The sequence below is a fragment of the Nocardia sp. JW2 genome (genome assembly GCF_051843015.1).
Classification (GTDB): domain Bacteria; phylum Actinomycetota; class Actinomycetes; order Mycobacteriales; family Mycobacteriaceae; genus Nocardia; species Nocardia coubleae.
Genome location: NZ_JBPXLK010000017.1, coordinates 63,751 through 89,387 on the forward strand (window position 1 = coordinate 63,751; position 25,637 = coordinate 89,387).

25 protein-coding genes are annotated in these 25,637 nt (G+C 68.8%); 15 read left to right on the forward strand and 10 right to left on the reverse strand.

Annotated features, from left to right (window positions below; genetic code table 11):
* Positions 1-5: 5 nt before the first annotated feature.
* Complete coding sequence (locus ACSVDM_RS22005; protein WP_439267435.1) at positions 6-449, reverse strand: hypothetical protein; 444 nt, start codon at positions 447-449, stop codon at positions 6-8.
* A 248-nt stretch (positions 450-697) separates the two neighbouring features.
* Between ACSVDM_RS22005 and ACSVDM_RS22010 the strand changes: the two genes are divergently transcribed.
* Positions 698-1,261: an alpha/beta hydrolase gene (locus tag ACSVDM_RS22010; protein ID WP_439267437.1), complete on the forward strand. Its 564-nt coding sequence runs from the start codon at positions 698-700 to the stop codon at positions 1,259-1,261.
* Positions 1,262-1,268: 7 nt separating this feature from the next.
* Here the strand turns inward: ACSVDM_RS22010 and ACSVDM_RS22015 are convergent, their stop codons facing one another.
* Positions 1,269-2,300, reverse strand: coding sequence for an alpha/beta hydrolase (locus ACSVDM_RS22015; protein ID WP_439267439.1), 1,032 nt, complete (start codon positions 2,298-2,300; stop codon positions 1,269-1,271).
* A 232-nt stretch (positions 2,301-2,532) separates the two neighbouring features.
* On the opposite strand from ACSVDM_RS22015, the gene mqo reads away from it, so the two are divergent.
* The 7 genes from mqo (at position 2,533) to ACSVDM_RS22050 (ending at position 11,658) form a co-directional block, all read left to right on the forward strand.
* Positions 2,533-4,065, forward strand: coding sequence for a malate dehydrogenase (quinone) (gene mqo, locus ACSVDM_RS22020; protein ID WP_439267441.1), 1,533 nt, complete (start codon positions 2,533-2,535; stop codon positions 4,063-4,065).
* Positions 4,066-4,071: 6 nt separating this feature from the next.
* Positions 4,072-4,503 carry a GNAT family N-acetyltransferase gene (locus ACSVDM_RS22025; RefSeq protein ID WP_439267443.1) on the forward strand — a complete coding sequence of 144 codons (432 nt, stop codon included), beginning with the start codon at positions 4,072-4,074 and terminating at the stop codon, positions 4,501-4,503.
* Positions 4,504-4,735: 232 nt separating this feature from the next.
* A complete protein-coding gene (locus tag ACSVDM_RS22030; RefSeq protein WP_439267520.1) occupies positions 4,736-6,895 on the forward strand; it encodes a magnesium chelatase subunit D family protein in 2,160 nt (719 codons plus the stop codon).
* Between the two features lie 33 nt (positions 6,896-6,928).
* Entirely contained in the window at positions 6,929-7,543 is a 615-nt protein-coding gene (gene cobO, locus ACSVDM_RS22035) for a cob(I)yrinic acid a,c-diamide adenosyltransferase (protein WP_181696864.1), read from the forward strand.
* Positions 7,544-7,607: 64 nt separating this feature from the next.
* Entirely contained in the window at positions 7,608-9,284 is a 1,677-nt protein-coding gene (locus tag ACSVDM_RS22040; RefSeq protein ID WP_439267446.1) for a cobyrinate a,c-diamide synthase, read from the forward strand.
* A 10-nt stretch (positions 9,285-9,294) separates the two neighbouring features.
* Positions 9,295-9,678: a cobalamin biosynthesis protein gene (locus tag ACSVDM_RS22045; RefSeq protein WP_439267448.1), complete on the forward strand. Its 384-nt coding sequence runs from the start codon at positions 9,295-9,297 to the stop codon at positions 9,676-9,678.
* Positions 9,679-10,059: 381 nt separating this feature from the next.
* Positions 10,060-11,658, forward strand: coding sequence for a TROVE domain-containing protein (locus ACSVDM_RS22050; protein ID WP_439267450.1), 1,599 nt, complete (start codon positions 10,060-10,062; stop codon positions 11,656-11,658).
* 83 nt (positions 11,659-11,741) lie between these two features.
* On the opposite strand, the gene ACSVDM_RS22055 is transcribed toward ACSVDM_RS22050, so the two are convergent.
* Both ACSVDM_RS22055 and ACSVDM_RS22060 read right to left on the reverse strand, forming a co-directional pair.
* Positions 11,742-12,833: a hypothetical protein gene (locus tag ACSVDM_RS22055; RefSeq protein WP_439267452.1), complete on the reverse strand. Its 1,092-nt coding sequence runs from the start codon at positions 12,831-12,833 to the stop codon at positions 11,742-11,744.
* A gap of 14 nt (positions 12,834-12,847) precedes the next feature.
* Entirely contained in the window at positions 12,848-13,978 is a 1,131-nt protein-coding gene (locus ACSVDM_RS22060; RefSeq protein ID WP_439267454.1) for a phosphotransferase family protein, read from the reverse strand.
* Between the two features lie 193 nt (positions 13,979-14,171).
* Here ACSVDM_RS22060 and ACSVDM_RS22065 point away from each other — a divergent pair, with 193 nt between their 5' ends.
* From ACSVDM_RS22065 to ACSVDM_RS22075, 3 genes are all read left to right on the forward strand, one after another.
* Entirely contained in the window at positions 14,172-15,518 is a 1,347-nt protein-coding gene (locus ACSVDM_RS22065) for a DoxX family protein (protein ID WP_439267456.1), read from the forward strand.
* Positions 15,519-15,648: 130 nt separating this feature from the next.
* Complete coding sequence (cobA, locus tag ACSVDM_RS22070; protein WP_439267458.1) at positions 15,649-16,905, forward strand: uroporphyrinogen-III C-methyltransferase; 1,257 nt, start codon at positions 15,649-15,651, stop codon at positions 16,903-16,905.
* 87 nt (positions 16,906-16,992) lie between these two features.
* Entirely contained in the window at positions 16,993-18,444 is a 1,452-nt protein-coding gene (locus ACSVDM_RS22075; protein ID WP_439267460.1) for an MFS transporter, read from the forward strand.
* Positions 18,445-18,447: 3 nt separating this feature from the next.
* On the opposite strand, the gene ACSVDM_RS22080 is transcribed toward ACSVDM_RS22075, so the two are convergent.
* The gene (locus ACSVDM_RS22080) at positions 18,448-18,861 is read right to left on the reverse strand and encodes a PPOX class F420-dependent oxidoreductase (RefSeq protein ID WP_439267462.1); all 414 of its coding nucleotides are present in this window, start codon (positions 18,859-18,861) and stop codon (positions 18,448-18,450) included.
* Positions 18,862-18,979: 118 nt separating this feature from the next.
* Here ACSVDM_RS22080 and ACSVDM_RS22085 point away from each other — a divergent pair, with 118 nt between their 5' ends.
* Positions 18,980-19,603: an HD domain-containing protein gene (locus ACSVDM_RS22085; RefSeq protein WP_439267464.1), complete on the forward strand. Its 624-nt coding sequence runs from the start codon at positions 18,980-18,982 to the stop codon at positions 19,601-19,603.
* Here the strand turns inward: ACSVDM_RS22085 and ACSVDM_RS22090 are convergent.
* Both ACSVDM_RS22090 and ACSVDM_RS22095 read right to left on the reverse strand, forming a co-directional pair.
* Complete coding sequence (locus ACSVDM_RS22090; RefSeq protein ID WP_439267465.1) at positions 19,600-20,244, reverse strand: LysE family translocator; 645 nt, start codon at positions 20,242-20,244, stop codon at positions 19,600-19,602. The two genes, ACSVDM_RS22085 and ACSVDM_RS22090, sit on opposite strands and share 4 nt — an antisense overlap.
* Positions 20,245-20,269: 25 nt before the next feature.
* Positions 20,270-21,106 carry an SGNH/GDSL hydrolase family protein gene (locus ACSVDM_RS22095; RefSeq protein WP_439267467.1) on the reverse strand — a complete coding sequence of 279 codons (837 nt, stop codon included), beginning with the start codon at positions 21,104-21,106 and terminating at the stop codon, positions 20,270-20,272.
* Between the two features lie 167 nt (positions 21,107-21,273).
* Between ACSVDM_RS22095 and ACSVDM_RS22100 the strand changes: the two genes are divergently transcribed.
* From ACSVDM_RS22100 to ACSVDM_RS22110, 3 genes are all read left to right on the forward strand, one after another.
* Positions 21,274-21,555, forward strand: a complete 282-nt coding sequence (locus ACSVDM_RS22100; RefSeq protein ID WP_067636728.1) for an ArsR/SmtB family transcription factor — start codon at positions 21,274-21,276, stop codon at positions 21,553-21,555.
* Positions 21,555-21,947, forward strand: coding sequence for a VOC family protein (locus tag ACSVDM_RS22105; RefSeq protein WP_067496485.1), 393 nt, complete (start codon positions 21,555-21,557; stop codon positions 21,945-21,947). The genes ACSVDM_RS22100 and ACSVDM_RS22105 overlap by 1 nt, the downstream gene beginning before the upstream one ends.
* Before the next feature lie 66 nt (positions 21,948-22,013).
* A complete protein-coding gene (locus ACSVDM_RS22110; protein WP_439267469.1) occupies positions 22,014-22,688 on the forward strand; it encodes an NADPH-dependent F420 reductase in 675 nt (224 codons plus the stop codon).
* On the opposite strand, the gene ACSVDM_RS22115 is transcribed toward ACSVDM_RS22110, so the two are convergent.
* From ACSVDM_RS22115 to ehuA, 3 genes are all read right to left on the reverse strand, one after another.
* On the reverse strand, positions 22,685-23,938 hold the full coding sequence (locus ACSVDM_RS22115; protein WP_439267471.1) for a hypothetical protein: 1,254 nt from the start codon (positions 23,936-23,938) through the stop codon (positions 22,685-22,687). The two genes, ACSVDM_RS22110 and ACSVDM_RS22115, sit on opposite strands and share 4 nt — an antisense overlap.
* 87 nt (positions 23,939-24,025) lie before the next feature.
* Entirely contained in the window at positions 24,026-24,769 is a 744-nt protein-coding gene (gene yaaA, locus ACSVDM_RS22120) for a peroxide stress protein YaaA (RefSeq protein WP_439267473.1), read from the reverse strand.
* A gap of 111 nt (positions 24,770-24,880) precedes the next feature.
* Positions 24,881-25,636 (reverse strand): ectoine/hydroxyectoine ABC transporter ATP-binding protein EhuA, encoded by a 756-nt coding sequence (ehuA, locus tag ACSVDM_RS22125; protein WP_439267475.1) that lies wholly within the window; start codon positions 25,634-25,636, stop codon positions 24,881-24,883.
* Position 25,637: the final 1 nt, after the last annotated feature.

Below are 25,637 nucleotides of genomic sequence, written 5' to 3' on the forward strand. Positions count from 1 at the left end.
AGCGCTCACGTCGTGGATTCGGCGGTGGTGTTGCCCGGTTTCGGTCGGCCACGGCTGAGCGCGTACGCGGCGAAGCCGAATACGAGGGCCGGGGCGCCGAGTACGACGACGCCGAAGATCCAGATGTAGTCCTTGGCGGCGGTGGCGGGCGTGGTGTACGCCTGGGTGTCTTTGCCGATGTCGATGAGAACCATTCGGGCGTCGACTGTTTCGCCCGCGGTGACGTCGAAGAGGCGGACTGTGCGCCCGTCCTCGATGGTCGTTCCGATGCCCGCGTGGCCGCTGCTCATCCCCGAGGTGGAGCTTTCCTCGATTCGGACGGTGACCTTTTCACCGAAGCCTGCGAGGTAGGCGGTGGCGTTGAACAGATAGGCGACCCCCGTCAGCGCCCCTGCTCCGAAGACGACGGCGCCGACCGCGCACAGCGCAGCCTGAATGATCCTTTTCACATGCCCCCCATGATGTCGATAGAACTCGATGGCCATCCTATGGCGAGTGGCACGGCTGTGCCTCAGGTCGCGAGGCCGCGCGGGTGTGGGACCGCTCTCGTCCTCACCGGAAGGAGACTCCTCTTGTGACAGGTTTGGCAATTCGGCGGTTCCCGGCAGTGAAAGCCCAGTACACGGGCATCGGACGGTCGGAGCGCCGGGGCCGAACGACAGGTGGCGTTCAGGGTGGGCGTGTACCGTAAACCGGCATGAAATCTCGGCAGATCACGGTCGGTGACCAGGCCTGGACAGTGCGGGTCGACGGGCCCTCCTCGCGGCACAATGTGCTGCTGCTTCCCGATGCGGACGACCCTGCTGACGTGTTCGACAAGGTGTGCGCGCGGCTGCACGAATCCGATCTGCAGACCGTCGTCGTGGAGTCCGTCGAAGGCCTCGAGCCGGCGGGGGTGCACGCAATTCTCGACGAACTCGAACTGCCCTATGTGAACGTGGCCGGACGCGGTGCGGGGGCGGCGCTCGCGTGGCGGGTGTGCGCGGGCAGGTTCGGCCGGTTCATGAGTCTCGTCGTCGCGGACCACGGCCATCCCGCCGTGCCGGGAGCCGACGGCACGATCCCCGACCCGGCCTGTCCGCCGCTCGAACTCCCGGTGACGATGATGGTCACCAAGAGCCTCCCACGCGCGACCGCCGACGCCTCCGGTCGCTACGTCTACGGCGAATTCCGTGTCGTCCCTCTGGAAGTCGACAACATCGCCACCGAGGCGGGCCACGAACTCGCCACCGAGATCGTCCTGCGCACCAGCCTCTGGTGAACCGGGATCAGGACTTGCGGTAGGCGGCGAGCCAGTCGAGCCAGCTGTCGGTCTCGGCGAACGCGACGGCGCGGACGGCCTCCGAGGACAGGAACACGTCGTGGCGGGCGCCGTCGATGGGGACGATGGTGGTGCGTTCGCCCAGGCAGCCGGCCCAGCGCTGGATCTGCTTGACGTCGAGCACGGCATCGGCGACGTCGACGGCGGCACTGTGCTGCCGCGCGAACTTGGTGACCCGCGAACGCAGGATCAGCGCGGGCACCCCGATGGTGAGCCCCTGCTGCAGCCGCGCCTGGCCCTGCCGGATCGCCCGCAACCAGCCCAGACGCACTGGTTCGCCGGTCAACGGTTTCCAGTCCAGGTTGTAGTCCCATTCACCCGAGCGGGTGTGGTGCAGGCTGTCGCCGTAGGCGGTACTCACACCCATGCCCGGGATCTGCGCGAACGCCCGGAACCGGCCGACGGCGTTGATGATGGGCGTGCCGACGGTGCGGTAGTACGACGGTCCCTGCAGATCGAACCAGGGGCTGTTGAGCACCACTCCGGCTACGCCCGCCGCCGCGCTGCCGCCCGCGGCCTCGAGCCGGTCCAGCCACAGCGGCGTGATCAGGCCGCCGGTCGAGTGCGCCAGGATCAGCACATCGTTGCCGGTCTCCTCGCGCGCGATCCGCAGCGCCTCGTCGAGTTCGCTGTCGTAGAGCGCCAGGTCGCTGACGTAGTGGGCGCTCTGCCCCTCGCGCCGTGAGCGGCCGCATTTTCGCAGGTCGAGTGCGTAGAAGCGGTGCCCGCGTGCGGCGAAATGCTCGGCCAGGTGCTCCTGGAAGAAGTAGTCGGTGAAGCCGTGCACGTAGAGCACTGTCGGCTCGTGTGCCGGGGCGGTGGCGTCGGGCAGGTAGCGAACCAGGGTGGCGACGATCTCGCCCTCGCCGTCGGGGTCGGTACCGAGCGGGAGGGTTCGCTGCTGGTACGCCGTGCCGAGGATGTCGGCCTGCCACTGCTCGTCGGTCCGGTCGGCGATCCCGTGCGTTTCGTTCGTCACACCCGCCAATCTATCGCGGGGTCACGGCGACGTGCAGGGTTGGTTTACATCACATTCGGCAGGTCGGGTGCAGTGAGGCGATCTGCTGAGGTGCACAATTGAGTTCAGGTGAACGACGGGTAACCTACCCCCGGCGATTCACTGCGAGTCGCATCAACACTGCCAAGCGCCCGCGCCAAGCGAACTCACCCGCCGGTGGTTAGCTGAGAAGGACAAGGAAGTCGATCTACCCGTGCCGAACGCTGCGAAGATTGAAAAGACCGATGTAGTTCTCATCGGCGCAGGCATCATGAGTGCCACGCTGGGCGCGCTGCTGCGGCAGCTGCAGCCGGACTGGACGGTTTCGGTGTTCGAACGGCTCGACGCCGCCGCCGCCGAGAGCAGCGACCCGTGGAACAACGCGGGAACCGGTCACTCGGCGCTGTGCGAGCTGAACTACAGCCCACAGAACGCCGACGGCTCGGTCGATGTCAGCAAGGCGATCGACATCAACGAACGCTTCCAGGTCTCGCGGCAGTTCTGGGCCTCCGCGGTCGACGCGGGCGTCCTCGGTGATCCGTCGCGCTTCATCAACCCCATCCCGCATGTCAGCTTCGTGCACGGTGCCGACAACGTCGAGTACCTGCGTAAGCGCTACGAGGCGCTGGCGCCGCACCCGCTGTTCCGCGGCATGGAGTTCATCGACAGCCCCGACGAGTTCGCCGCGCGCCTGCCGCTGATGGCCAAGGGCCGTGACTTCTCCGACCCCATCGCACTGAACTGGACCGACGGCGGCACCGACATCGACTTCGGCGCGCTCACCAAGCAGCTGCTGGCCTACGTCGGCTACTCCGGCGGCGAGATCGCCTTCGGCACCGAGGTCCGCGACCTCGACAAGCAGTCCGACGGCTCCTGGAACGTCACCGTGCGCAACCTGCGCACCTACCGGTCGCGCACGATCAACGCGAAGTTCGTGTTCGTCGGCGCCGGTGGTGGCGCGCTGCCGCTGCTGCAGAAGTCGGGCATCAAGGAGGCCAAGGGCTTCGGCGGGTTCCCGATCAGCGGCCAGTTCCTGCGCTCGACCAACCCCGACCTGATCGCCGCGCACGAGGCCAAGGTCTACGGCAAGGCCGCCGTCGGCGCGCCGCCGATGTCAGTGCCGCACTTGGACACTCGCGTCATCAACGGCAAGAAGGGCCTGCTGTTCGGCCCCTACGCCGGCTGGACCCCCAAGTTCCTCAAGGACGGCTCCAACGCCGACCTGTTCAAGTCGATCAAGCCGAACAACATCGGTTCGCTCGTCGGCGTCGGACTCACCGAGATGGGTCTCACCAAGTACCTGATCAGCGAGCTGCTGAAGTCGCAGAACGGCAAGGTCGGTGTGCTCGAGGAGTTCCTGCCGCGGGCCGACGGTCGCGACTGGGAGCTCATCACCGCCGGTCAGCGCGTGCAGGTGATCCGGCGCAAGGGTGCCGGTGGCGTGCTCGAGTTCGGCACCGCGGTCATCTCCGCCCAGGACGGCAGCATCGCCGGTCTGCTCGGTGCCTCGCCCGGCGCGTCGACCTGTGTCACCGCGATGCTCGATGTGATGCAGCGTTGCTTCCCGCGTGAATACGCCGACTGGACCCCGCAGCTGCAGCAGATGATCCCCTCGCTCGGCCAGAAGCTGTCGGAGAACCAGGCCCTGTTCCAGGAAGTGTGGGACTGGACCAACAAGACGCTCAAGCTCGACGAGGTCAGCGCCACCACCCAGGAAGACGCGCTCGGCTTCGCCCAGGTGCGATAGTCCGCCGTGCCGGTCGTGCTGAAACGGTCGTGGGCGGCGGACCTCGACTCCACCACCCTGTACCGGCTGCTGACATTGCGCGTCGACGTATTCGTCGTGGAGCAGGAATGCGCCTACCCCGAACTGGACGGGCGTGACCTGCTTCCCGGCACGCGTCACCTGTGGATCGAGGACGACGGCGAGATCGCCGCGACGCTGCGCCTGCTCGAGGAACCGGACGGGTTCCGCATCGGCCGGGTCTGCGTCGCGGCGGATGCTCGCAAGCGCGGCTACACGACCCGGCTGATACAGGCCGCGCTGGCCGAGACCGGTTCGGCGACTGTGCGATTGGATGCCCAATCACATCTGGTCGACATGTACGCCAAGTTCGGCTTCGCCGTCGACGGACCGGAATACGACGACGACGGCATCATGCACGTCCCGATGCGTCGCGGCTGATCCCTCGGGTTTCCCTCTCCGACTCCCTGCGTCTGCCATGCCTTCCGGTCCGTCGAGGGACGCGCGCCACTATGGCGGGGCGCCGCTGGATGCGATCGTCGCGGGCGGCGCACCGGGTGCCGCTCGTCGGGCAGTGATGCCCGGGGATCGGGGGCGAACGGGCCGCGCATACAGTGGGGGCGTGCCTGGTTTTGCTGATGTTGCCGCTGGTCCGCACACCGCTGCGCGGGGAGTGGGTGAGGCGGGGTTCCCGTTCTCCGCTGTGGTGGGGCAGGAGCGGTTGCAGCTGGCGTTGATCTTGTCGGCGGTGCACCCGGGAATCGGCGGGGTGCTGGTGCGTGGCGAGAAGGGCACCGCGAAGTCGACCGTGGTGCGCGCGCTGGCGCAGTTGCTGCCGCCGGTGGTCGACGAGACCGGTGCGCGGCCGGCCCGGCTGGTCGAGTTGCCGGTCGGCGCCACCGAGGACCGGGTGGTCGGCTCGCTGGATCTCGAGCGGGTGCTGCGCGACGGGGAGCAGGCGTTCCGTCCCGGCCTGCTGGCCGCGGCCCATCACGGCGTGCTCTACGTCGACGAAGTCAACCTGCTGCACGACCACCTGGTCGACGTGCTGCTCGATGCCGCCGCCATGGGCCGCGTGCACGTGGAGCGCGACGGGGTGTCGCATTCGCATCCGGCGCGGTTCGTGCTCGTCGGCACCATGAATCCCGAAGAGGGAGAGCTGCGCCCGCAGTTGCTCGACCGGTTCGGCCTCACCGTCGATGTGGCGGCCTCGCGTGACGTGTCGACCCGGATGGCCGTCGTGCGCCGCCGCCTCGACTACGAAGCCGACCCCGCCGCCTTCGCCGCCCGCTACGCCGGCGCGGATCAGATTGTCGCCGAACGCATTCTGACCGCACGTGACCGGTTGCCCGATGTCGTGCTCGACAATGCCGAGCTGCGCCGGATCGCGGCGCTGTGTGCGGCCTTCGATGTCGACGGGATGCGGGCGGACCTGGTCGTCGCCCGGACCGCGACCGCGCACGCGGCTTGGCGTGGCCGGGATCGGGTCACCGAGGACGATGTGCGGATCGCCGCCGAGCTGGCCCTGCCGCATCGGCGGCGGCGCGATCCGTTCGACGAGCCGGGGATCAGTGAGGAACAGCTCGACGAGGCGATGCGGGCTGCGGCCGATGAGGTCGAAAACGCTTCCGACGACGACGAATTCGACTGGTCGGCCGATGACCAAGCGTTCGACGGGCAGAATGCGGACGGCCGCAGCGGCGAGCAGGCCGACGATGGTCGTGCGAGTGGCGAGTCGGATGCGGATCCGGGCGGCCCCGTCGGCGACGGTTCCGAGGATCGGCTCGGGAGTGACAACTCGCGTGGCAACGACCCGCGCGAGGGTAGCCCTGACGACAGCGACGGGCCGGATGACGACGGCCCGGACGGTGGGCCGAGCGGCCCGAACGACAGCGGTCCGGACGGTGGACCCGGTGGTGGCCCGAATGACAACCGCCCCAACGATGCCGGTTCGAACAACAATGGCTCCGACGACAAAGGCTCTCGGCCGACCGCCGAAAGGCTTTCCGGCACACCCGGTTCCACTTCCAAGCCTGCCCCCCGCTGGGAAGTTCCCGGTATCGGTGAAGGCGCCCCCGGCCGCCGCTCCCGTGCCCAGACCCGCACCGGTCGCATGGTTCGCCCCCACACCGACACCTCCACCGGCCTGCACCTGCTCGGCACCGTCTTCGCCGCCGCACCGAAACAGGTCGAGCGCGGCCGGTTCGCCGGACCGCTCGCCCTGGCGATCGAGGACCTGCGTGGCGCGTATCGCGAAGGGCGCGAAGGCAATCTGGTCGTCTTCGTCGTCGACACCTCCGGTTCGATGGCCGCCCGCGACCGGCTCACCGCCGTCACCGGCGCCGTCGTCACCCTGCTGCGCGACGCCTACCAGCGCCGCGACAAGGTGGCGGTGATCAGCGTGCGCGGCAGCGAGGCCGAGCTGGTCCTGCCGCCGACCTCCTCGGTCGATATCGCCGTGCGCCGCCTGGCCGGTCTGCGCACCGGCGGGAAGACACCGCTCGCGGCCGGTTTGCTGAAGGCCCGCGAGGTGATCGCCCGCGAACACGTGCGCGACCCTCGCCGCCGCCCGATGCTCGTCCTGCTCACCGACGGCCGCGCCACCGGCGGCACCGACCCCCTCCCGCGCGCCCGCACCGCCGCTCGCCTCCTCGCGGGCGAAGGCCACGCCACCATGGTCATCGACTGCGAACGCGGCATGATCCGCCTCGGCCTCGCCGCCGAACTGGCCCGCGACCTGCGCGCCCGCTACCTACGCCTCGATGAACTGACCGGCGAATCCGTCGCGGATGTGGTTCGTTCGTCCGGCTACCCGACGAACCGCGCGGCCTGAGCCTCAGCCGAGCGTGAAGAGAAGGAGATTGCTGTGCCCAAGGGTGTTCCCGAGGTCGTCCCCGCGGACGGGCTGACCACGCGGCAGCGGCGTAATCAACCCGTGCTCGCCGTGCACACCGGGCCGGGCAAGGGAAAGTCGACGGCGGCGTTCGGGATGGCGTTGCGGGCCTGGAATCAGGGTTTCGACGTTGCCGTGTTCCAGTTCGTGAAGAGCGCGAAGTGGAAGGTCGGCGAGGAAGCGGCGTTTCGGACCCTCGGCACCCTGCACGAGGAGACCGGCGCGGGCGGCGCGGTGGAGTGGCACAAGATGGGGGAGGGGTGGTCGTGGACCCGCAAGCACGGGACCGAGGAAGACCACGCCGCCGCCGCGCTCGCGGGCTGGCAGGAGATTTCCCGGCGGCTCGCCGCCGAGCAGCACCGCTTCTACGTGCTCGACGAGTTCACCTACCCCTTGAAGTGGGGCTGGGTCGATATCGACGAGGTCGTCGAGACACTCACCAACCGGCCGGGTAACCAGCACGTCGTCATCACCGGACGCGACGCACCGCAGGCCCTGATCGATGCCGCCGACCTGGTCACCGAGATGACCAAGGTGAAGCACCCGATGGACGCGGGCCGCAAGGGTCAGCGCGGCATCGAATGGTGACTGGCTCGGCAGCCGTTGTGGAGCGAACGGGAAGTGGAACGACGGTCGTGTGGGAGCGGCGACCGTGAGCGCGCCGGCGATCGTTATCGCGGCCCCGGCGTCGGGTAGCGGCAAGACGACGCTGGCCACCGGGCTCATCGGCGCGTTGCGGCGGGCCGGGCACCAGGTGGCGCCGTTCAAGGTCGGCCCGGACTACATCGACCCCGGGTATCACGGGCTCGCCGCCGGACGCCCCGGCCGGAACCTCGATCCTGTTCTGGTAGGCGAGGATCGGGTGGTCCCGCTGTACCGCCACGGCGCGCAGGGGTGCGATATCGCGGTTGTCGAGGGCGTGATGGGCCTGTTCGACGGGCGTATCGATGAGCACCGGACGGAACCGGTGGCCGAGGGTTCCACCGCGCAGGTGGCGAGCCTGCTCGGCGCACCCGTCGTGCTGGTCGTCGACGCGCGCGGGCATTCGCAGAGTCTGGCCGCCCTGCTCCACGGATTCGCCACCTTCGACTCCTCGGTCCGTCTCGGTGGAGTGATCCTCAACCGCGTCGGCAGCGAACGCCACGAACAGGTCCTGCGCTCGGCGTGTGACCGCGTGGGCATCCCCGTCCTCGGCGTGCTACCCCGGATGACCGAATTGGAAGTCCCCTCACGTCATCTCGGCCTCATCCCCGCCGTCGAACACGGCACCGCCGCCACCCGCGCGGTCGACGCGATGACCACCCTGGTCGCCGCCCACGTCGACCTCCCGGCCATCGTCGCCCTGGCCGGTGGATCGGTGCGGGGCCCCGCCTGGGATCCGCTGACCGAACTGGCCGCAGCCGCCGATCGAGCTGTGCCCGATCGAAAGCAGTCGTCCGGCGAGCTCGGCGGGTCGCCCTCTACCGCGCGAACTCCACACGGTCCCGCCCCGGCGATGTCGTCCGAGCGATCCCCACTGCCGACCGACCCGAACGCGCAGGCCGCAGCCACTCTGTCCGGCCGAGCTCTGCCCTCGTCGACCGAACCCGGAGTTACAGCAGGGATGGCCCAGTCCGCGCACGCCGCGGAGAGGCCGGTCGAACCTGCGCCGCCTGCGCGAACCGGGCAGACCACCACGATCACGGACGCGACTGCCGGCGAGCGCCGCACCCGGATCGGGGGGCCGGTGATCGCGATGGCCGGCGGCGCTGCCTTCACCTTCGGCTACGCCGAGCACAGAGAATTGCTGCTGGCAGCGGGCGCGCAGGTCGTGGTCTTCGATCCACTGACCGACGAATTGCCCGAGGACACAGCGGGTCTGGTGCTTCCCGGTGGCTTCCCGGAGGAGCATGCCGCGCAACTCTCGGCGAACGTACGCCTACGCAGCGCGATCGCCGACGGCGCCACCCACGGTCTCCCGATCCACGCGGAATGCGCCGGACTGCTCTACCTCACCCGCTCCCTCGACGGGCATCCCATGGCAGGCGTGATCGACGCCGACGCCGAATTCGGCCCCCGCCTCACCCTCGGCTACCGCGACGCCGTCGCCTTGCACGACTCCGTGCTGTGGCAAGCGGGCGCCCGAGTACGCGGCCACGAATTCCACCGCACCCGCCTGACCAAGGCGGGCACGGCGAAGGCCGCATGGGGCTGGCGCACAACACAGTCCGTCTCCGAAGGTGCGGTGGTGGGCCAGGTTCATGCCTCTTACCTGCACACCCACCCTGCCGGTAATCCTGATGCCATCCGCCGATTCGTCGCCGCCGCAACGGGCTTCGAATCTCGATGACGGGTCGTCGGTGACGGACGGTAGGGGTTCGCCGGACCGAGTCGCGGTCGGCATCGGTCTGCGCCCCGGCACCACATCGGATCGCATCGTGCGAGCCGTCGAAGAGGTTGTCGGGGATTACCGCATCGCCTGCCTGGCGACGCTCGACACCCGAGCCGCCGAGCCGGAAGTGCGGGTGGCCGCCGCGATACTCGGTGTCGCGCTGCTCGGATTCACCGCCGAGGAATTGTCCGCGGTCGAGGTTGCGCACAGCTCGCCACGCACCGAATTCGCGGTCGGTACCCCCAGCGTCGCGGAAGCCGCCGCTCTACTCGCCGGGAATGGCGAATCAGTATGTGGTCGAACAATTGTCGACGGAATCGTCGTGGCAGTGGCGTACACCGACCCGATTTAATTCACTGGGCAAGATCGGCCGCGCACAGTAACGTCTGCTCCAGCAGTCGTACGGCGGGCCGGCACTGATCGGTTACCTCTGGACCAAGCGGACGCAGGTTCGAATCCTGCCCGCCACCGCGCGGTGGCGGTAGCTCAGTCTGGTAGAGCACTCGGCGCGTCCGGTCGGGACACACACGCCCGCTGTGCGATTGCGACGGAATAGGGCGGGCCGGATTCGGTCGGTTATCTGGTGACCTCATAAGTCGAGCGGGTTCGAACCCCGCGTCGGAAAGCAATTTCCGTCTCCGGTCGAAAACACCACGCCTGCCCCATTCCGCATACATGCCCCGCCGGGTCCGGGGCCGAATATCGACGCCCACGGGCGTATCGGAGGGGAACAATGAATATTCTGTCGCGGTTCAACCGTCGCAGCACACCGCAGTCCGCACCGGCCGACAATCGTCAGGTCGTGAACAACGCCGGTGGCTACGTTTTCGACATCACGCCGCAGGCGCGGGTGCGCCGCTTCCTCACGCTCGGCACCGAATCGGGAACCTACTACGTGAGCCCCGCCGCGCTCACCGCCGACAACGCCGAGTTCCTCGTCGAGTACGCGGCCGAGCACACCGCCGACCTGGTGCGCGAGATCGTGGAGATCTCCACCTCTGGTCGCGCACCACGACAGAATCCCGCGCTGTTCGCACTCGCCGCCGCCGCATCGGTCGGCGATGTCGACGGGCGTCGGGCCGCGCTGGCCGCGTTGCCGCAGGTCGCGCGCACCGGCACGCACCTGTTCCTGTTCGCCGGGTACATCGAGCAGTTCCGCGGCTGGGGTCGCGGGCTGCGCCGGGCAGTGGCGAACTGGTACCTGGACAAGCCGGTCGACGCGCTCGCCTTCCAGGCGGTCAAGTACCGGCAGCGTGAAGGCTGGACGCACCGCGACCTGCTTCGCCTGTCACACCCGGCGGCCACCGAGGACGAACGGCGCAGGTTGTTCGACTGGATCTGCGGTCGCGCAACGGAACTCGACGGCTTGGCCGTGGTCGAGGGCTTCCAGCGTGCGCAGAACGCCCCGGCCGATCAGGTGCCCGCGCTGGTTCGCGAGTACCGGCTCGGCTGGGAAATGCTGCCCGATGCCGCGCTGAACTCGCCCGAAGTATGGGAGGCGCTGCTGGACAACGGGATTCCGCAGACAGCACTGCTGCGTCAGCTCCCGCGTCTCACCCGGCTCGGCCTGCTGGACCCGCTCGGATCGCGGACGGCCGCGATCTGCGCCCAGCTCACCGATCCGGCGCGGCTGCGCGCGGCCCGGGTGCACCCTGTCTCGGTGCTGATCGCTCTGCGTACCTACGCTTCCGGGCGTTCGGCACGCGGTTCGGGCAGCTGGACGCCGTCGGCTCCTGTGGTCGACGCACTCGATGCCGCGTTCTACGCGGCGTTCGAGTTGGTGAACCCGACCGGTCTGCGGCACCTGCTCGCGCTCGACGTGTCCGGCTCGATGACCGCGCAGATCGGCGGTCTGCCGCTGTCGGCACGCGAGGCTTCGGCCGCGCTCGCCCTGGTCACCGCCCGCACCGAACCCCGGCACCAGATCGTCGGATTCACCAGTGGCGGAAAGGGTTGGTCGCAGTCGAACGCGCTGTCGGAGCTGGCGATCTCACCGCGTCAGCGCCTGGACGACGCCGTGCGCGCGGTGTCGGGACTGCCGTTCGGCGGAACCGACTGCGCGCTGCCCATCCTGCACGCGCTGGACAAGGGCATCGAGGTCGACGTGTTCTCGGTTTTCACCGACTACGAGACATGGGCGGGTTCGATGCACCCGCACCAGGCGCTGGCTCGCTACCGCCGCGAGGTGAACCCGCGAGCCAAGCTGGTGGTGGTCGGTATGACCGCGACGAACTTCAGCATCGCCGATCCCGACGACGCGGGCATGCTCGATGTCGCCGGTTTCGACGCCGCCGTGCCGTCGCTGCTGGCCGACTTCGCCACGGCCGCATAGAAGTTCACAGCACAGGAAAACGGAGCCGCCGCGACCTCGTTGTCGCGGCGGCCCCTTTCCTCTCGCGCGGATGTTCCTCACCCTCAGGGGGCGACCGAGGACCAATCGGCGAAACCGGTGGGGTCGTGGCGGCCCATGGAGGCGTGTTCGAACAGGCCCCAGCCCTCGGCGTCGCCGCAGCGGGCGTGGCCGATGTGGTCGATCACGCCGTAGGGGACGCGGGCCTGGACGGCGGGGTCGGTGAGGTCGTAGGTGCTCGACAGCGACCAGTTCTCACCCATCCAGCGGCCGTGGGTCCAGTCGGGGTCGGCGCCGTATCCGCAGCCCACGTGCAGGGCGATGCCGGGGCGGGACTCGATCTCGACCTCGAGGGGCTTGCCGTCGGGAGTCGTCATGTCGAGGCGGACCGAGCGCGGGTGGCGGGTGCCCGGCTCGTAGACCCAGGTCATGCGCGGCCAGCCGAGTTGTTCCTTGCGGCCGTCGTTCCAGATGCGCACCGCGTTGTTGAGGGTGCGGGTGCCGTCGGGTTCCTCCTGCACGATCACCACGATGGCGAAATCGGGGAACCGCAGCGGCGCGTACAACCACCAGAAACCACCCATGCCCGTCGGCCTGCCCGCCGGGTCGGGTTCGCCGGAGGGACGGATGCCCCAGGAACGGTCGCGGCTGCCGGTCCACACCGCCGGGTCGACGGCGTAGTCGCGCCCGTGCACCGCGAGAGTGCCCGCCCACGAACCCAATTGGGCGAAACGCGAGGCCTCGATGATGGGCCGCGTGCCGGACAGGATCAGATGCGGTTGTTCCTGCACGGCCGGCTGTGCCCCGGTCCAGGTGAGGTCGAAACCGAGATCGTCGTGCTCGCACACCACGCGCAACTTCCGCAGCGGTTCGATCACCTCGATGCGGTAACCGCCGACGCGGGTGTCGAGATCACGCGAGGTGAGCGCGTCGGAGAACCGCACACTGTGCTGGGTGTCGCCCTGGCGTGCGCACGCGAACGCGTCGACCACACCCAGGTTCGGGTACACGCCGAACCCGGTGATGAGCATGGTGTCACCGGCGGGGTCGAAGGCGTTGAAGTAGTAGCGGTCGTAGAAGTTCCGGTCGCTGGTCGCCACCCGGGCCAGCGACAGCGGCGTCTGATGGACCGGGTATTCGTCCAGGGGGACGGGCATGATCGCGTTCATCGTCAGTCCCATTCGTAGGTGCCGTCGAGCAGCGCTTCGAGTCCGCGCCGGTGCATGATGTAGTCGTCGCGTTCGTCGGGCACGGTGTCCTCGCCGAAATGGATCATCCGCCGCTTGATCCGCGCCATCACGATGGCGTGGCGCAGCGCCGCGTACACGATGTAGAAGTCCAGGTCGGTGACGGTGTGGCCGGTGAGCTTCTCGTACTCGGCGACCACGTCGTCGCGGCGCAGGAAGTCGGCGAGGCCGGGCTGGTCGAACCGGGTGGCGATGTCCTGGAAGAACCGGTGGATGAAGATCAGCCAGCCCAGGTCGAGCTCGCGGGGGCCCAGGGTGGCCATCTCCCAGTCCAGCACCGCGGCCGGGGTGAAGCCGTCGAACAGGATGTTGCCGGGGCGCGCGTCACCCCAGTTGAGCACCTCGGCGCCGGTCTCGGCGGGCCAGTTCGCCGCCAGCCAGTCGAAGGCGCGCTCGATCAGCGGGATGTCGACGCCGTCGTCTGCAAGCGCCCACCGGTACCAGGCGCGCTGAGCCTCGAAATGCCTGCGCAGTGCGGACCCTTCGCCGTCGAGCGCCGGAAAGCGCTGTGCCGCATCGTCGATCGCGTGCACCTGGGCGATCACCTTGACGGTCTCGGCGGTGATGCCTGCGCGCTCTGCGGGGGTGGCGTCGAACACCCAGCCGAAGAACACGTACGGCGGATTGTCGGCGACCACCTGGCCATCGATCTTGTCCATGACGAAAAACGGGGTACCGAACAGGGATTCGTCGGTCTCGAGCCACCGCAGGGCGGGCACGGGAACCGCCGACGCCGCCGCGACACCCGACATCACCTGGTACTGCAACGGCAGGTCATAGGACTGGAACACCGGAAACGACGAGTCCTCGGGCGCCATCCGGGCGACGAACGAACCGTTCTCGGCGACCCCGTTCACCGACCATTCGGCATCGAACAGAACCGTGGTGCTCGACATGCCGCCGGTGGCCGGCTTGCTGAGGTTGCCGATCGTCGGCGGGGCGTCGGCGCCGACCTTGCCCGACAGCCACCCCGAGAGCCGCTCGCCGAATGCGTCGAGATCGAGCTCGGTGACGGTCAGCGACTGCTGCGCGGTGTGGTCCGTGTCCTCGGACATACGTGGGGTCCCCTGTCGGCGTGGTGAAACGTGTTCCGTACCGGCGTACCGGAAGACCGGCCGGAATGTAAGGCGGGCGTCGGTGAGCGGGATTCAGGGTTGACACCTCCAAGATCGGGGTTTCCCCCGATGCGCGTGCGTGTCGTTCTCGGTAAAGCTTGCCGGACAGCCGTTTTCGATAGGGAGGTACGTAGTGACCGCAGTCGCCGCGGAGCGCACAGTCGAGGAGCCGGTGCGTGCACCGGCGCCCAGGTGGCACCCGCTCAGCCTGATCGCGTTCCGGTTCTGCGTCGCCTACTTCGGCCTGTTCTGCCTGTGGATGGCTCAGATCACCTTCGTCTTCCTCGGCGTGATCGCGCTGAAGATGCCCGAGGACGCCGTTGCCTGGCAGCTGCTCACGCTGGCCCCCGTGAGCAGCTGGATCGGGGAGCACGTGTTCGGCGTGTACGCCGAGCTGGAGATGAACGGCAGCGGCGACCAGGCCGCCATCTGGATCCAGTGCGGCTTGGTGCTGATGGTCGCGATCCTGGTCACCGCGGTGTGGTCGATTCTTGACCGCCGCCGCCGCGCCTATCCCCGGGTGGCGAGCTGGTTCCTCACCGGCCTGCGCCTGGCTGTCGGCGGGCAGATGCTGTTCTACGGTTTCACGAAACTGGTCCCCACCCAGATGCCGGAACCGGCGCTGACCACCCTGCTCACCCGGGTAGGCGACCTGAGCCCGATGGCGATGCTGTGGACGCAGGTCGGTTCGGCACCGGCCTATGAGGTGGCGCTGGGTGCCGCCGAGGTGCTCGCGGGGCTGCTGCTGTTCTGGCCGCGCACCGCGACGCTCGGTGCCATGCTCAGCGTGATCAGCATGGCCCAGGTGTTCCTGCTGAACCTCACCTTCGACGTGCCGGTGAAGATGCTGTCCGGCCACCTGCTGCTGATGAGCTTGGTGCTGCTCGCCCCGCAGGCGCGGCGGCTACTGGATGTGCTTGTGCTGGAACGCGCATCCGGTCCGATGGTGCAGCCCGCACTGTTCCGGTCCGCGCGGGCGAATCGGTGGGCCACCGTGGTGCAGCTCGCGGCGGCGGTGTGGATCGTGGCCGGAATGATCGTGGTGACCACGGACTCGTGGCGCGAATACGGCGGGGGCGTACCGGAACCGGAGCTGTACGGCATCTGGGAGGTGTCGGAGTTCTCGATCGACCAGGTGCCGGTGGCACCGCTGGCCACCGATCCCGTGCGCTGGCAGCGCCTCATCGTCGACAAGGGCACGGCGGGCTATCAGCGCATGGACGACACGATCGTCCCGGTCATGGCCACCGTCGACCCCGCGGCCGCGAACCTCACGATCGCAACCGCCCCGACCGCACCCGATCAGGCGCCGACACCATATGCGACCCTCGCCGTGGACCGCGCCGACGACCGGCTCACCCTGCGCGGCGAGATCGCGGGCAAGCAGGCCACCGTCGTCCTCACCCGCGTCGACCTCGACAGTTTCCCCTTGCGCGGCACCGGCTTCCGGTGGGTGCAGAACAACCCGTACCTGGGCTGAGCCGTGCACTGTGCGGCGGGGCGCGCGCGGCGCGGCGTCCATCGGGCCCACCGGCACGAGGCAGCGGGCCGACACCGCAACGGCCGGGTGGGTGCGGGGATCGGCACGTCACGAACTAGGCTCGGACATTGTGCCGAACACGTCTGACACCGCATCGACCCAGCCCGCCGGGGACCCGAACTACCTGGTCGGGCTCGATCTGCGTGGGCGAAGAGTCGTTGTCGTCGGCGGCGGCACTGTCGCCCAGCGCAGGCTCGGGCTGCTCGTGGCGGCGGGTGCGCGGGTGCACGTGATCAGCCGGGCCGTGACCCCCGCTGTGGAGGGCATGGCAACAGCGGGGCAACTCACCGTGGAACTGCGCGACTACCGCGACGGCGACCTCGACGAGGCCTGGTACGCGATGGCCTGCACCGACGAACCCGAGACCAATGCCGCCGTGGTCGCCGAGGCCACCGCCAAACGGATCTTCTGCGTGCGCGCCGACATCGCCCGCGACGGCACCGCCGTCACCCCGGCGACCGCCCGCTACGACGGTCTCACCCTCGGCGTCCTCGCCGGCGGTGCGCACCGCCGCTCGGCCGCCGTCCGCAACGGCCTGCTCGAAGCACTGCAATCCGGTGTGGTGACCGATGATTCGGAACCCGTGACGCCCGGCGTCGCGCTCGTGGGTGGTGGACCGGGCGACCCCGACCTCATCACCGTGCGCGGCCGCCGCCTGCTCGCCCGCGCCGACCTGGTTGTCGCCGACCGGCTCGCCCCGCCGGAACTGCTCGCCGAACTCGGCCCGCACGTCGAGGTCATCGACGCGGCGAAGATCCCCTACGGCCGGTCCATGGCGCAGGAGGCGATCAACCTCGCCCTCGTCGAGGGCGTGAAGGCGGGCAAGTTCGTCGTCCGGCTCAAGGGCGGCGACCCGTACGTCTTCGGGCGCGGGTACGAGGAGCTCGAGGCGTGCGCCGAGGCGGGCATCCCCGTGACGGTGGTACCCGGCATCACCAGCCCCATCTCGGTACCCGGTGCCGCGGGCATCCCGGTGACCCATCGCGGGGTGACCCACGAATTCGTGGTCGTGAGCGGACACGTCGCCCCGGATCACCCGGACTCGCTGGTCGACTGGTCGGCGCTGGCCAAGCTGCGCGGCACCCTCGTGCTGATGATGGCCGTGGAACGTATCGACAAGTTCGCCGCCGCCCTGCTCGACGGCGGCAAGCCCGCCGACACTCCGGCCACCGTCATCCAGGAGGGCACCCTGCGCACCCAGCGGGTGGTGCGCGCCGACCTGGCCACCGTCGCCGAGCGGGTCAAGCAGGAGGGCATCCGGCCGCCCGCGATCATCGTCATCGGGCCGACGGCGGCCTTCGGCGCCGAGGCCGCCGATCCCGCCTGAGGTCACGATCGCGGCGGGTGGCGCCGACGGTGTCGTTTACAGTGGTCGACTGTGCTCGAAAACCCCGCTGCCTCGAAGCAGTCCCCGGTGAAGCAGTCGGCCTTCGGGCTCGCGATCATCGTTCTCAGCGGCCTGCAGTTCATGGTCGTGCTCGACGGCACCGTCGTGATCTTCGCGCTGCCCCGCCTGCAGGACGAACTCGGCCTGTCCAGCTCGGGCGGCGCGTGGACCGTCACCGCCTACGGCCTCACCTTCGCGGGCATGATGCTGCTCGGCGGCCGCCTCGGTGACGTCTTCGGCCGCAAACGCATGCTCATCACCGGTGTCGGCCTGTTCACCGCCGCCTCGCTGGCCTGTGGCCTCGCCCAGGGCGAGCTGGCGCTGCTGATCGCGCGCGCCTTCCAGGGTGCGGGCGCGGCGATCGCGGCACCGACCGCGTTCGCGCTTGTCGCCACCACTTTCGCGCCGGGTAAGGCACGCAACCAGGCGGTGGCCGTCGTCGGATCGATGGCGGGCATCGGGTCGGTGAGCGGCCTGGTGATCGGTGGTCTGCTCACCGAGATGTCGTGGCGGATGATCTTCCTCATCAATGTGCCGATCGGCGCGCTGATCGTGGTCGGCGCGATGTACACGCTCTCCGACACCGCCCACCACCGGGCACCCCTCGACGTGAAGGGTGCGGTGCTCGGGACTCTCGCCTGCGCGCTGGTCGTGTTCGGCGCTACCGAGGGGCCGTCGTGGGGGTGGGGCAGCCCGGTCATCCTGACCTCGTTGATCGTCGGCGTCGTGCTCCTCGTGGCGTTCGTGCTCATCGAACGCAACGAAGCCGATCCGCTGCTGCCGTGGTCGCTGTTCGACAGCCGCGACCGCAACTCGACCTTCCTGCTGATCTTCCTGGCGGGCGCGGTGCTCGGCGCGATGACCTTCTTCGTCGCCCAGATGCTGCAGAACTCGCTCGGCTACAGCCCACTGCACGCCGGTATCGCCTGCATCCCGTTCACCATCGGCATCGGCGTCGGCGGCGCGCTGGCCTCCAAGGCGGCGTTGCTCGTGCCGCCGCGCTGGCTGCTGACCGGCGCCGCGCTCGTGCTGTCGGGGGCGCTGCTGTTCGGGTCGACACTCGATCGCCACATCGGCTACTTCACCACGCTGCTGCCGTTGCTCGTCGTCATCGGGTTCGGGGTGGGTGTGGCGATGGTGCTCGCACCGCTGTGCGTGCTGGTCGACGTGCCGCCGTCCGATATCGGCCCGCTCTCGGCGGTAGGGCAGATGTTCATGAACCTGGCCACGCCGATCGCGATCGGACTGCTCAGCCCGATCGCGGCCTCGCGCACCCTGTCGCTCGGCGGCAGCCCCGACACCAAGGTGTCGGCCATGACCGGACCCCAGCTCGACGCGCTCACCAGCGGCTACACCACAGTCCTGCTCGTCTGCTCGGGTCTGGCGCTGCTGGCCGCCGTGGTGGCGGTGACACTGCGTTTCACGCCGGGTCAGCTGGCCCAGGCCCAGCATGCCCAGGAGGAAGCCCAGCAGGCCTGAGCCTCAGAGGCGGCCGGTGACCTTGTACGGCGTGATCCGTACCGTCACCCGTTCGGCGTCGTCTACCGAGGCCGGGTTGAACTCCGCGTAGGGCAGACCGGTGTATTTCAGGGACAACTCGTCGGGGAGCAGACGATCGGGATCCGGGACGAGGGTGGCGGTGCCGCGGATGGCGGCATAGACGAACGGGCGTTCGGGCGGATTGACCATCACGGTGACGCGGGGGTCGCGGGCCAGGTTCTTGGCCTGCTGGCGGGCGACGGTGGTGGAGAAGAGCAGGTCGTCGCCGTCGCGTTTGATCCAGACGACAGTCAGGTGCGGATGCCCGTCGGGCCCGAGGGTGGCGACGGTGGCATACGCCTTCTCGTTGTCGATATAGGTGGACAACTCTTCGGACAGCGTGATGGTTCGGGTCATACCGGTACGAACGCGGCGGTCATGCCCGGCATTCCGGCCCGTTGTGGCAGAACGGTATTCGGGTTCTCGTGGTGAAGACGGGGTTGCCCGACAGTTGACGCGGCATGAGACTGGAGGGATGTCTGTGCTCGCGGAGAACCTGCTCGACCGGTGGATCGCCTTGGCCGGGACCGACTCCGAAGCCATCGGGATCGGCATCATCGGCCGCTACGCCGAACCACACCGTCGCTACCACACCCTCACCCACCTGGCGGTGATGCTCGACGCCATCGACGAATTGGCCGATGCCGCAACCGATATCGACGCCGTGCGCTACGCGGCCTTCTTCCACGACGCGATCTACGCCGTCGACCGCGCCGACAACGAGGAACGCAGCGCCGACCTGGCTCGCGACGTGCTCGAATCACTCGGCGCCACACCAGAGCTGGTGAACGAGGTGGTGCGCCTGGTGGTCCTCACCCGCGGTCACAACCCGGAAGCCGGCGATGCCAACGGCGCGGTGCTCTGCGACGCCGACCTGGTCGTGCTCGGTGGGACAGCGCAGGAGTACGCCGCCTACGCGGCCGCGATCCGCGAGGAATACCGCCACGTCCCCGACGACCTGTTCCGTGCGGGCCGTGCCTCGGTGCTGCGCAACCTCGCCGAGCAACCGCGCCTGTTCCGCACGCCGCGGGCCTATCAGCGGTACGAGGGGCTCGCTCGCGCCAACCTCGCGGCCGAACTCATCGGGTTGTCCGGCTAGTCCTTGCGTCCGGTCAGCGCGAGCGACGCGCCGAGGCCGATCATCACCAACCCGCCTGTCCCGCCGACCGCGGCCAGGCGTCGCGGTGACTGTGCGAACCAGGTCCTGGCCGAGCCGGCCGCCAGCGCCCACAGTGAATCGAACACGAGGCCGAACACAGGGATGCACAGGCCGAGGATCAACATCTGCTGCGGTACGCCGCCGCGTGCGGGGTCGACGAACTGGGGGAGCAGCGCCGCGAAGAAGACGATGGTCTTCGGGTTCGCCAGGCCGACGATGAACCCGTCGCGCAATGCCGCGACCGCGTTGCCGTCGCGACCGTCGGGCCCGAGCCGCATGGCATCGTGCAGTTGGGTGCGGTGCCGGAAGGCCTGAATACCCAGGTACACAAGGTAACCCGCGCCGACGAGCTTGATCGCGGTGAACACCGTCGCCGACGCCATCACCACCGCCCCCACGCCACACGCGACGGCGACGACCTGGAGATAGACGCCCACGGCGTTGCCGATCACGTTCAGCAACGCGGTCCGCCGACCGGCGGTGAGCGCCCGTCCGATGGTGAACAACACGCTCGGGCCCGGCACCAGAACGATCAGCAACGCCAGTCCGGCGAACGACGCCAGCGCACCCCAGGAGACCATGACGGCCACGGTATCCGGGCGGCGCTCAGCGCGCGAGCGCGTTGTTCGATTCGATCGCGGCGACGATGAGGTCGGCCACGCCGCGCTGTCCGGCCAGGGTCGGGTGATAGGGCAGCAGCGTGCGGTCGGCCAGGATCGGGTCGAACCAGCGCGCCGACGGATCCGCGCACATCCCGAACTGGCGGGACGCGGCGACAGTGTCGACATAGATCGCACCGTGCGCGGCGGCTTCGCGCGCGACCACCGCGTTGAGCCGTTCGAACTTGGACTGGATGTAGGCGGCGTCGGCGTCGCGCAGTCCGGCCATGGCCGGGCAGCTGTGGTCGGTGAGGTAGGTCGGCCAGCCGTCGACGACGATGACGGCGTTCGGGGCGCGGCGGGTGATGTCGTCCAGCGCTGCCGCGTAGCTCGGGGCGATCGCGTCGATCTTCTCGTCCCAGCCGTGGTCCGTCCCGCAACCGCCCAGGTGGCACCGGCCGAGGATGTACTGGGTCATGTCGGCGTCGTTGGCGCCGATGTGCAGTGTGACCAGCCGTGTCGCGGGCCCGAGCGCGTCCAGTTGCGGGGCGATACCCGGTCCCTGCTGCTGGGTCAGGTGCGGGATCTTCGCCGAACTGCAGGTGCGGTCGTCGAGGGTGAGTTCGAGCCGTTGCGCCACCAGCTTCGGTGCGTTGGCCGTCGAGCGAGCGCACTGCAGCGGAGCGGTGAGGTCGAAGTTCGCGGCGCCGGTGGTCGCGGCACCGGAATCGCCGAGGGCCACATAGGCGGCCCCGCTCGCGGGTTCGGCGTGCGCTCCGGCCGAGAACACTGCGGACACCGAAACGGTCAGCGCCGCAACGAGAGCGCGCATGCGGTTGGTCATCGAACATCCTGGGGATCGAGCGGTCGTCGGCGTCGGGTCGGTCGGCCGAGTTCAGGGTAGGCGGCGGCGACCCCGTTGTCTTTGTGCTGCGTCACGGTATCTGTTGGATTGACAGGCAAGTAGCTACTTGCCTATGGTGATTGCGGAAGAGACAAGGAGTGCTCGCCGTGAGCGATATCTTCACCGCCCTGGCGGACTCGACACGACGCGCGCTGCTCGACGAACTGGCCGATCGTGACGGTCAGACCCTGTTCGAACTGTGCGGCAGGCTCGTGACCAAGCACGGCATCAGCTCCTCGCGGCAGGCGATCACCCAGCATCTCGGTGTGCTCGAGGCGGCGGGCCTGGTCCGCACGAGCCGCGTCGGCCGCTACAAATTCCACTACCGCGACTTCACCCCGCTGCGCGAGCTGACGGCGCGGTGGCCCATTCCCCAGGAGGACACATGATCCGCATCGGCGTCACCAGCGTCTTCGTCGACGACCAGGACAAGGCCGAGAAGTTCTACACCGAGGTGCTCGGTTTCCAGGTGAAACACAAAGTGCCCCTTGGTGAGTACTCGTGGCTGACCGTGGTCTCGCCCGCCGACCCCGACGGCATCGAGCTGCTGCTCGAGCCCGACCAGCACCCTGCCGCGAAGGCCTACAAGACGGCGTTGAGCGCCGACGGTATTCCGATGATGATCTTCACCGTCGACGACATCGACGCCGAATACCGCCGCCTGACCGACCTGGGTGTCTTCTTCACCCAGCCGCCCCAGCCCATGGGCCAGGTGACCTCCGCCGTCTTCGACGACACCTGCGGCAATCTCATCTCCCTGAACTCGCCTGTCGGCGAATAGCGCACCGGGGGCGCCGCCGAGTTTCCGCGGGGAACAATCGTGGCGCCCCATCGGTTGACCCGGCACATGACGACACTCGGATTGATCGGTAGCGGATTCATCGGTTCCACCCTGGCCCGGCTCGCGGTCGACGCGGGTCACGACGTGGTCCTCAGCAATTCGCGTGGCCCGGAAACCCTGGCGGACCTGGTGGCCGAACTCGGCCCTCGCGCCCGCGCGGCCACCCCCGCCGAAGCGGCCGAGGCGGGTGACTACGTGGTGGTCACCGTCCCGCTGAAGGCGTATCGCGACGTCCCCGTCGCCCCACTGGCGGGCAAGGTGGTGTTCGACACCAACAACTACTACCCCGAGCGTGACGGCGCGTTCCCCGAACTCGACGCCGACGAGACCACCACCAGCGAACTCCTGCAAGCGCACCTGCCCGAGTCGAAGGTGGTCAAGGCGTTCAACAACATCGCCTACGCCAACCTGGCCGAACTCGCCCGGCCGGCAGGCGCCGCCGACCGCTCCGCCCTGCCGATCTTCGGTGACGACGCCGACGCCAAGAAGCTGGCCGCCGAGTTCATCGACAGCCTCGGTTACGACGTTGTCGACGGTGGTGGTCTCCCGGAAAGCCGCCGCTCCCAAAGGGATACGCCGGTTTACGTCCAGCCGTACGCCGCCGACAGCAACTGGCCGCCCGCGTCGAAGCCCGCGAGTGCCGACGAGGTGCGCGCGGCCCTCGCGGCGGCGCAGATCTAACCCGTTCCCCACCTCCCCGCGGCCCGCATCCTGGCCAGCGTCGCCTGATCGGGGTGATGTTCGACCAGGAAGCGGGGCGGGAACAGGCCGGGCACGGCCCGCAAGCCGACTTCGCGATCCAGCACCTCCCACGGAACCTGGAACAGCGAGTGTGTCGTCGGGTCGACCATGCTGACGACGTGTGCCCGCGGCAGCAGTGTGGGCACGGTATCGGTCCACGCGGCCACCGTTTCCTCGATTCCGTCGGCGGCCCGTACATGCAGCAGCTCGGCGGCGTGCTCGTCGAGTCGGCCTGCTTCGGCCTCGGCGTGCAGGCTCTGGTACTGCGCGGCATGCACCGGGGCGGAGAGCGCGGCCTCGGCGGAACGGATCGCCGCCCACGCGGGGTGGTCGATCGGCACGGTGAACGGCACCAGCCTGCCCCGCTCGTCGACCGTGTAGGGAGCGGGTGACACGGGTCGAACGGCATTGTCGAACATCTCCCGGGCGGCGGCGACCAGCTCGCAGACCCGCTCGGGAGAACTGGCCACGCCGGCGAGCACTCCGTAGCTGCCAGGCACGAAGAACAGCGGCTGCGCACCCGCCTTGTTGCCGAGCCCGGCCAGCCAGCCGTCGACCAGCGGGAGCGACCCCGCGTAGAGATCACCGTCGTCGTCCGGGAGGAACAGCACACCGTCCTCGGTGTCGAACAGCGACACGGTCTCCACCGCGAAGTCGATCATGTTGGCGCGGGCGGTGGCGAAGACGGTATCGGCATCCACACCCCACTCGACCAGATCGTCCGGGGACACTGTGCGCATCGACGTCGGCAGGTCGATCACCACGCGCTCGGTGAGGCAGGGCAGCAGCGGCCGCCACAGCATGTGGTCGCCGATCCGTTTCCCCTGGAACTCGAGGGTGAGGTCACCGGCCGGCCGCAGCACCGAGCGCAACGTCGGCGCCGCCGACAACCAGCCCGCTACGGGTTCGGTCATCACCGTTCGCGATGTCACCGCACGGCGCAAGTACTCGACGAGCAGCTGCACCGCTTCCTCACCGTCGAGGCCCTCGGCCAGCCGGTACGGCGTCTGCAGGCCGTACTGCTGAATCGCGCCGTCGGCGTAGACGACATCGACGTGGAACTCGGACGCATCGAACTCCGCCGAGACCACCTCGGGAAACGCCCGCAGGATGTCGACCGCCCACTTGCCGAAAATCGCGTCCCGCGAAGCAGATTCGCGACGCCGGAACAAACCCCTACCGAAACCCATTGAGCACTCTCTCGATCACGCATGCCCGGCCGGACGCGACCGAACCGCGGAACGTTACCGGTAACCGGGCCGGCGCGCACCTCGAGGTCAGGTGATGATGAGAAGCTCTGTGGGCGAGGCGATTTCGGCGCGCAGACCGGCTTTGGTCGCGACCCGGGCCACGCCTCGGATATCGGTGGGGTCGGCGCGGGTGAGGACGAGCGCGCGGGCGAGCAGCCCCTTGTGGTGCTTGTTGAAGTGGCTCACCACGGTGCGGGAACCGTCGGGGTGTTCGGTGAGGACGTTGGCGGTGATCGCGTCGGGGACGCGGCCGAGCTGCTGGTAGGTGCCCGAGCGCAGGTCGACGACGAGATCGCCCGCGGCCTCGGCGTAGAGGGCGTCGGGGAGCACGTCACGCCACAGGGCCGAGAGGGTGGGCAGGCCGGGAAGTTTGGTGCCGCCGGAGAGACGGTAGGCGGGGATCGGGTCCCCCGCGCGGACGACACCGAACAGGGCGGAGCCGATGCCGAGCCGGGCATATGCCTTGGCCCGCTGCGCCTTGGTGAACGACTTCGCGTCCAGCGCGTCGTAGAGCACGCCGGTGTAGCGCTCGAGCGCCGGTCGCGTGGGGGAGGTGCGTAGGGTCGCGTTGCGGGCGATCTCGGTGTCGGCGCCCTTGCCGAGCCCGAGCACGGCAGCCGAGGTGGCAGGGTCGGCCGCCAACTGGACCACCTCGGTGATCAACTTGTCGCGCACCGCGCTCAGCTGCGGCATCGCCAGATCGTCGAGGTTCAGGGGCGCGCCCGAACCGCCGTCGGACTTGGTCTCGGAGGGAGGCAGCAGCACCAGCACGAGCGTCAACGGTAATCGGCGCGTTGATCACCGCAGCGCCCCACCCCGCCGCTCCCGGCAAAGCCGCGTCCTCGTGCTCGCCGACTACGGCATCCGAAATCCCGGGGGTGCTCAGCGCACCGCTTCCAAGAACTTGCGCGTCCGCTCGTTGGTCGGCGCCTCGAAGATCTGTTCCGGCGGACCCTGCTCGACGATGCGCCCGGCATCGAACATCAGCACCCGGTCCGACACCTCGCGGGCGAAACGCATCTCGTGGGTGACGATCAGCATGGTGATGTCGGTGGTCTCGGCGATGGTGCGCAGCACGTCGAGCACGTCGCCGACCAGTTCCGGGTCGAGCGCGGAGGTCACCTCGTCGAGCAGCATCACCTTCGGGTCCATCGCGCAGCACCGCGCGATCGCCACCCGCTGCTGCTGACCACCCGAGAGCTGGGAGGGGTGCGCGTTCTCCTTGTCGGCCAGGCCGACCACATCCAGCAGGTGCCGTGCCCGCTCGCGCGCTTCGTCCTTCGACTTGCCGAGCACGTGGATCGGCGCCTCGGTGATGTTCTCGAGCACCGTCATGTTCGGGAACAGATTGAACTGCTGGAACACCATGCCGATCTTGGTGCGCACCGCCCGCAGGTGTTTCTCCTTGGCGGGCACCAGTTTTCCGTTGCGTTCGGTGTGGGTGAGGGGTTCGCCGTCGACCCAGATGACGCCCTCGCTCACGGTTTCCAGCGTCATCAACAGGCGAAGGATCGTGGTCTTGCCCGACCCCGACGGGCCGATCAACGTGACCTTCTCCCCACGCCCGACCGTGAAATCGAGGTGGTCGAGCACGGTGAGGGCGCCGAAGCGTTTGACCACCTGATCGAATCGAATCATC

What these genes read in the sequence shown, in the direction of transcription:
- ACSVDM_RS22080 (WP_439267462.1), bottom strand. Translation starts at nt 18,861, where the DNA reads ATGACCCGAACCATCACGCTGTCCGAAGAGTTGTCCACCTATATCGAC.
- ACSVDM_RS22095 (WP_439267467.1), bottom strand. Translation starts at nt 21,106, where the DNA reads ATGACCAACCGCATGCGCGCTCTCGTTGCGGCGCTGACCGTTTCGGTG.
- ACSVDM_RS22055 (WP_439267452.1), bottom strand. Translation starts at nt 12,833, where the DNA reads ATGCCCGTCCCCCTGGACGAATACCCGGTCCATCAGACGCCGCTGTCG.
- ACSVDM_RS22090 (WP_439267465.1), bottom strand. Translation starts at nt 20,244, where the DNA reads ATGGTCTCCTGGGGTGCGCTGGCGTCGTTCGCCGGACTGGCGTTGCTG.
- ACSVDM_RS22110 (WP_439267469.1), top strand. Translation starts at nt 22,014, where the DNA reads ATGACGACACTCGGATTGATCGGTAGCGGATTCATCGGTTCCACCCTG.
- ACSVDM_RS22010 (WP_439267437.1), top strand. Translation starts at nt 698, where the DNA reads ATGAAATCTCGGCAGATCACGGTCGGTGACCAGGCCTGGACAGTGCGG.
- ACSVDM_RS22115 (WP_439267471.1), bottom strand. Translation starts at nt 23,938, where the DNA reads ATGGGTTTCGGTAGGGGTTTGTTCCGGCGTCGCGAATCTGCTTCGCGG.
- ehuA (WP_439267475.1), bottom strand. Translation starts at nt 25,636, where the DNA reads ATGATTCGATTCGATCAGGTGGTCAAACGCTTCGGCGCCCTCACCGTG.
- ACSVDM_RS22060 (WP_439267454.1), bottom strand. Translation starts at nt 13,978, where the DNA reads ATGTCCGAGGACACGGACCACACCGCGCAGCAGTCGCTGACCGTCACC.
- ACSVDM_RS22050 (WP_439267450.1), top strand. Translation starts at nt 10,060, where the DNA reads ATGAATATTCTGTCGCGGTTCAACCGTCGCAGCACACCGCAGTCCGCA.
- ACSVDM_RS22085 (WP_439267464.1), top strand. Translation starts at nt 18,980, where the DNA reads ATGTCTGTGCTCGCGGAGAACCTGCTCGACCGGTGGATCGCCTTGGCC.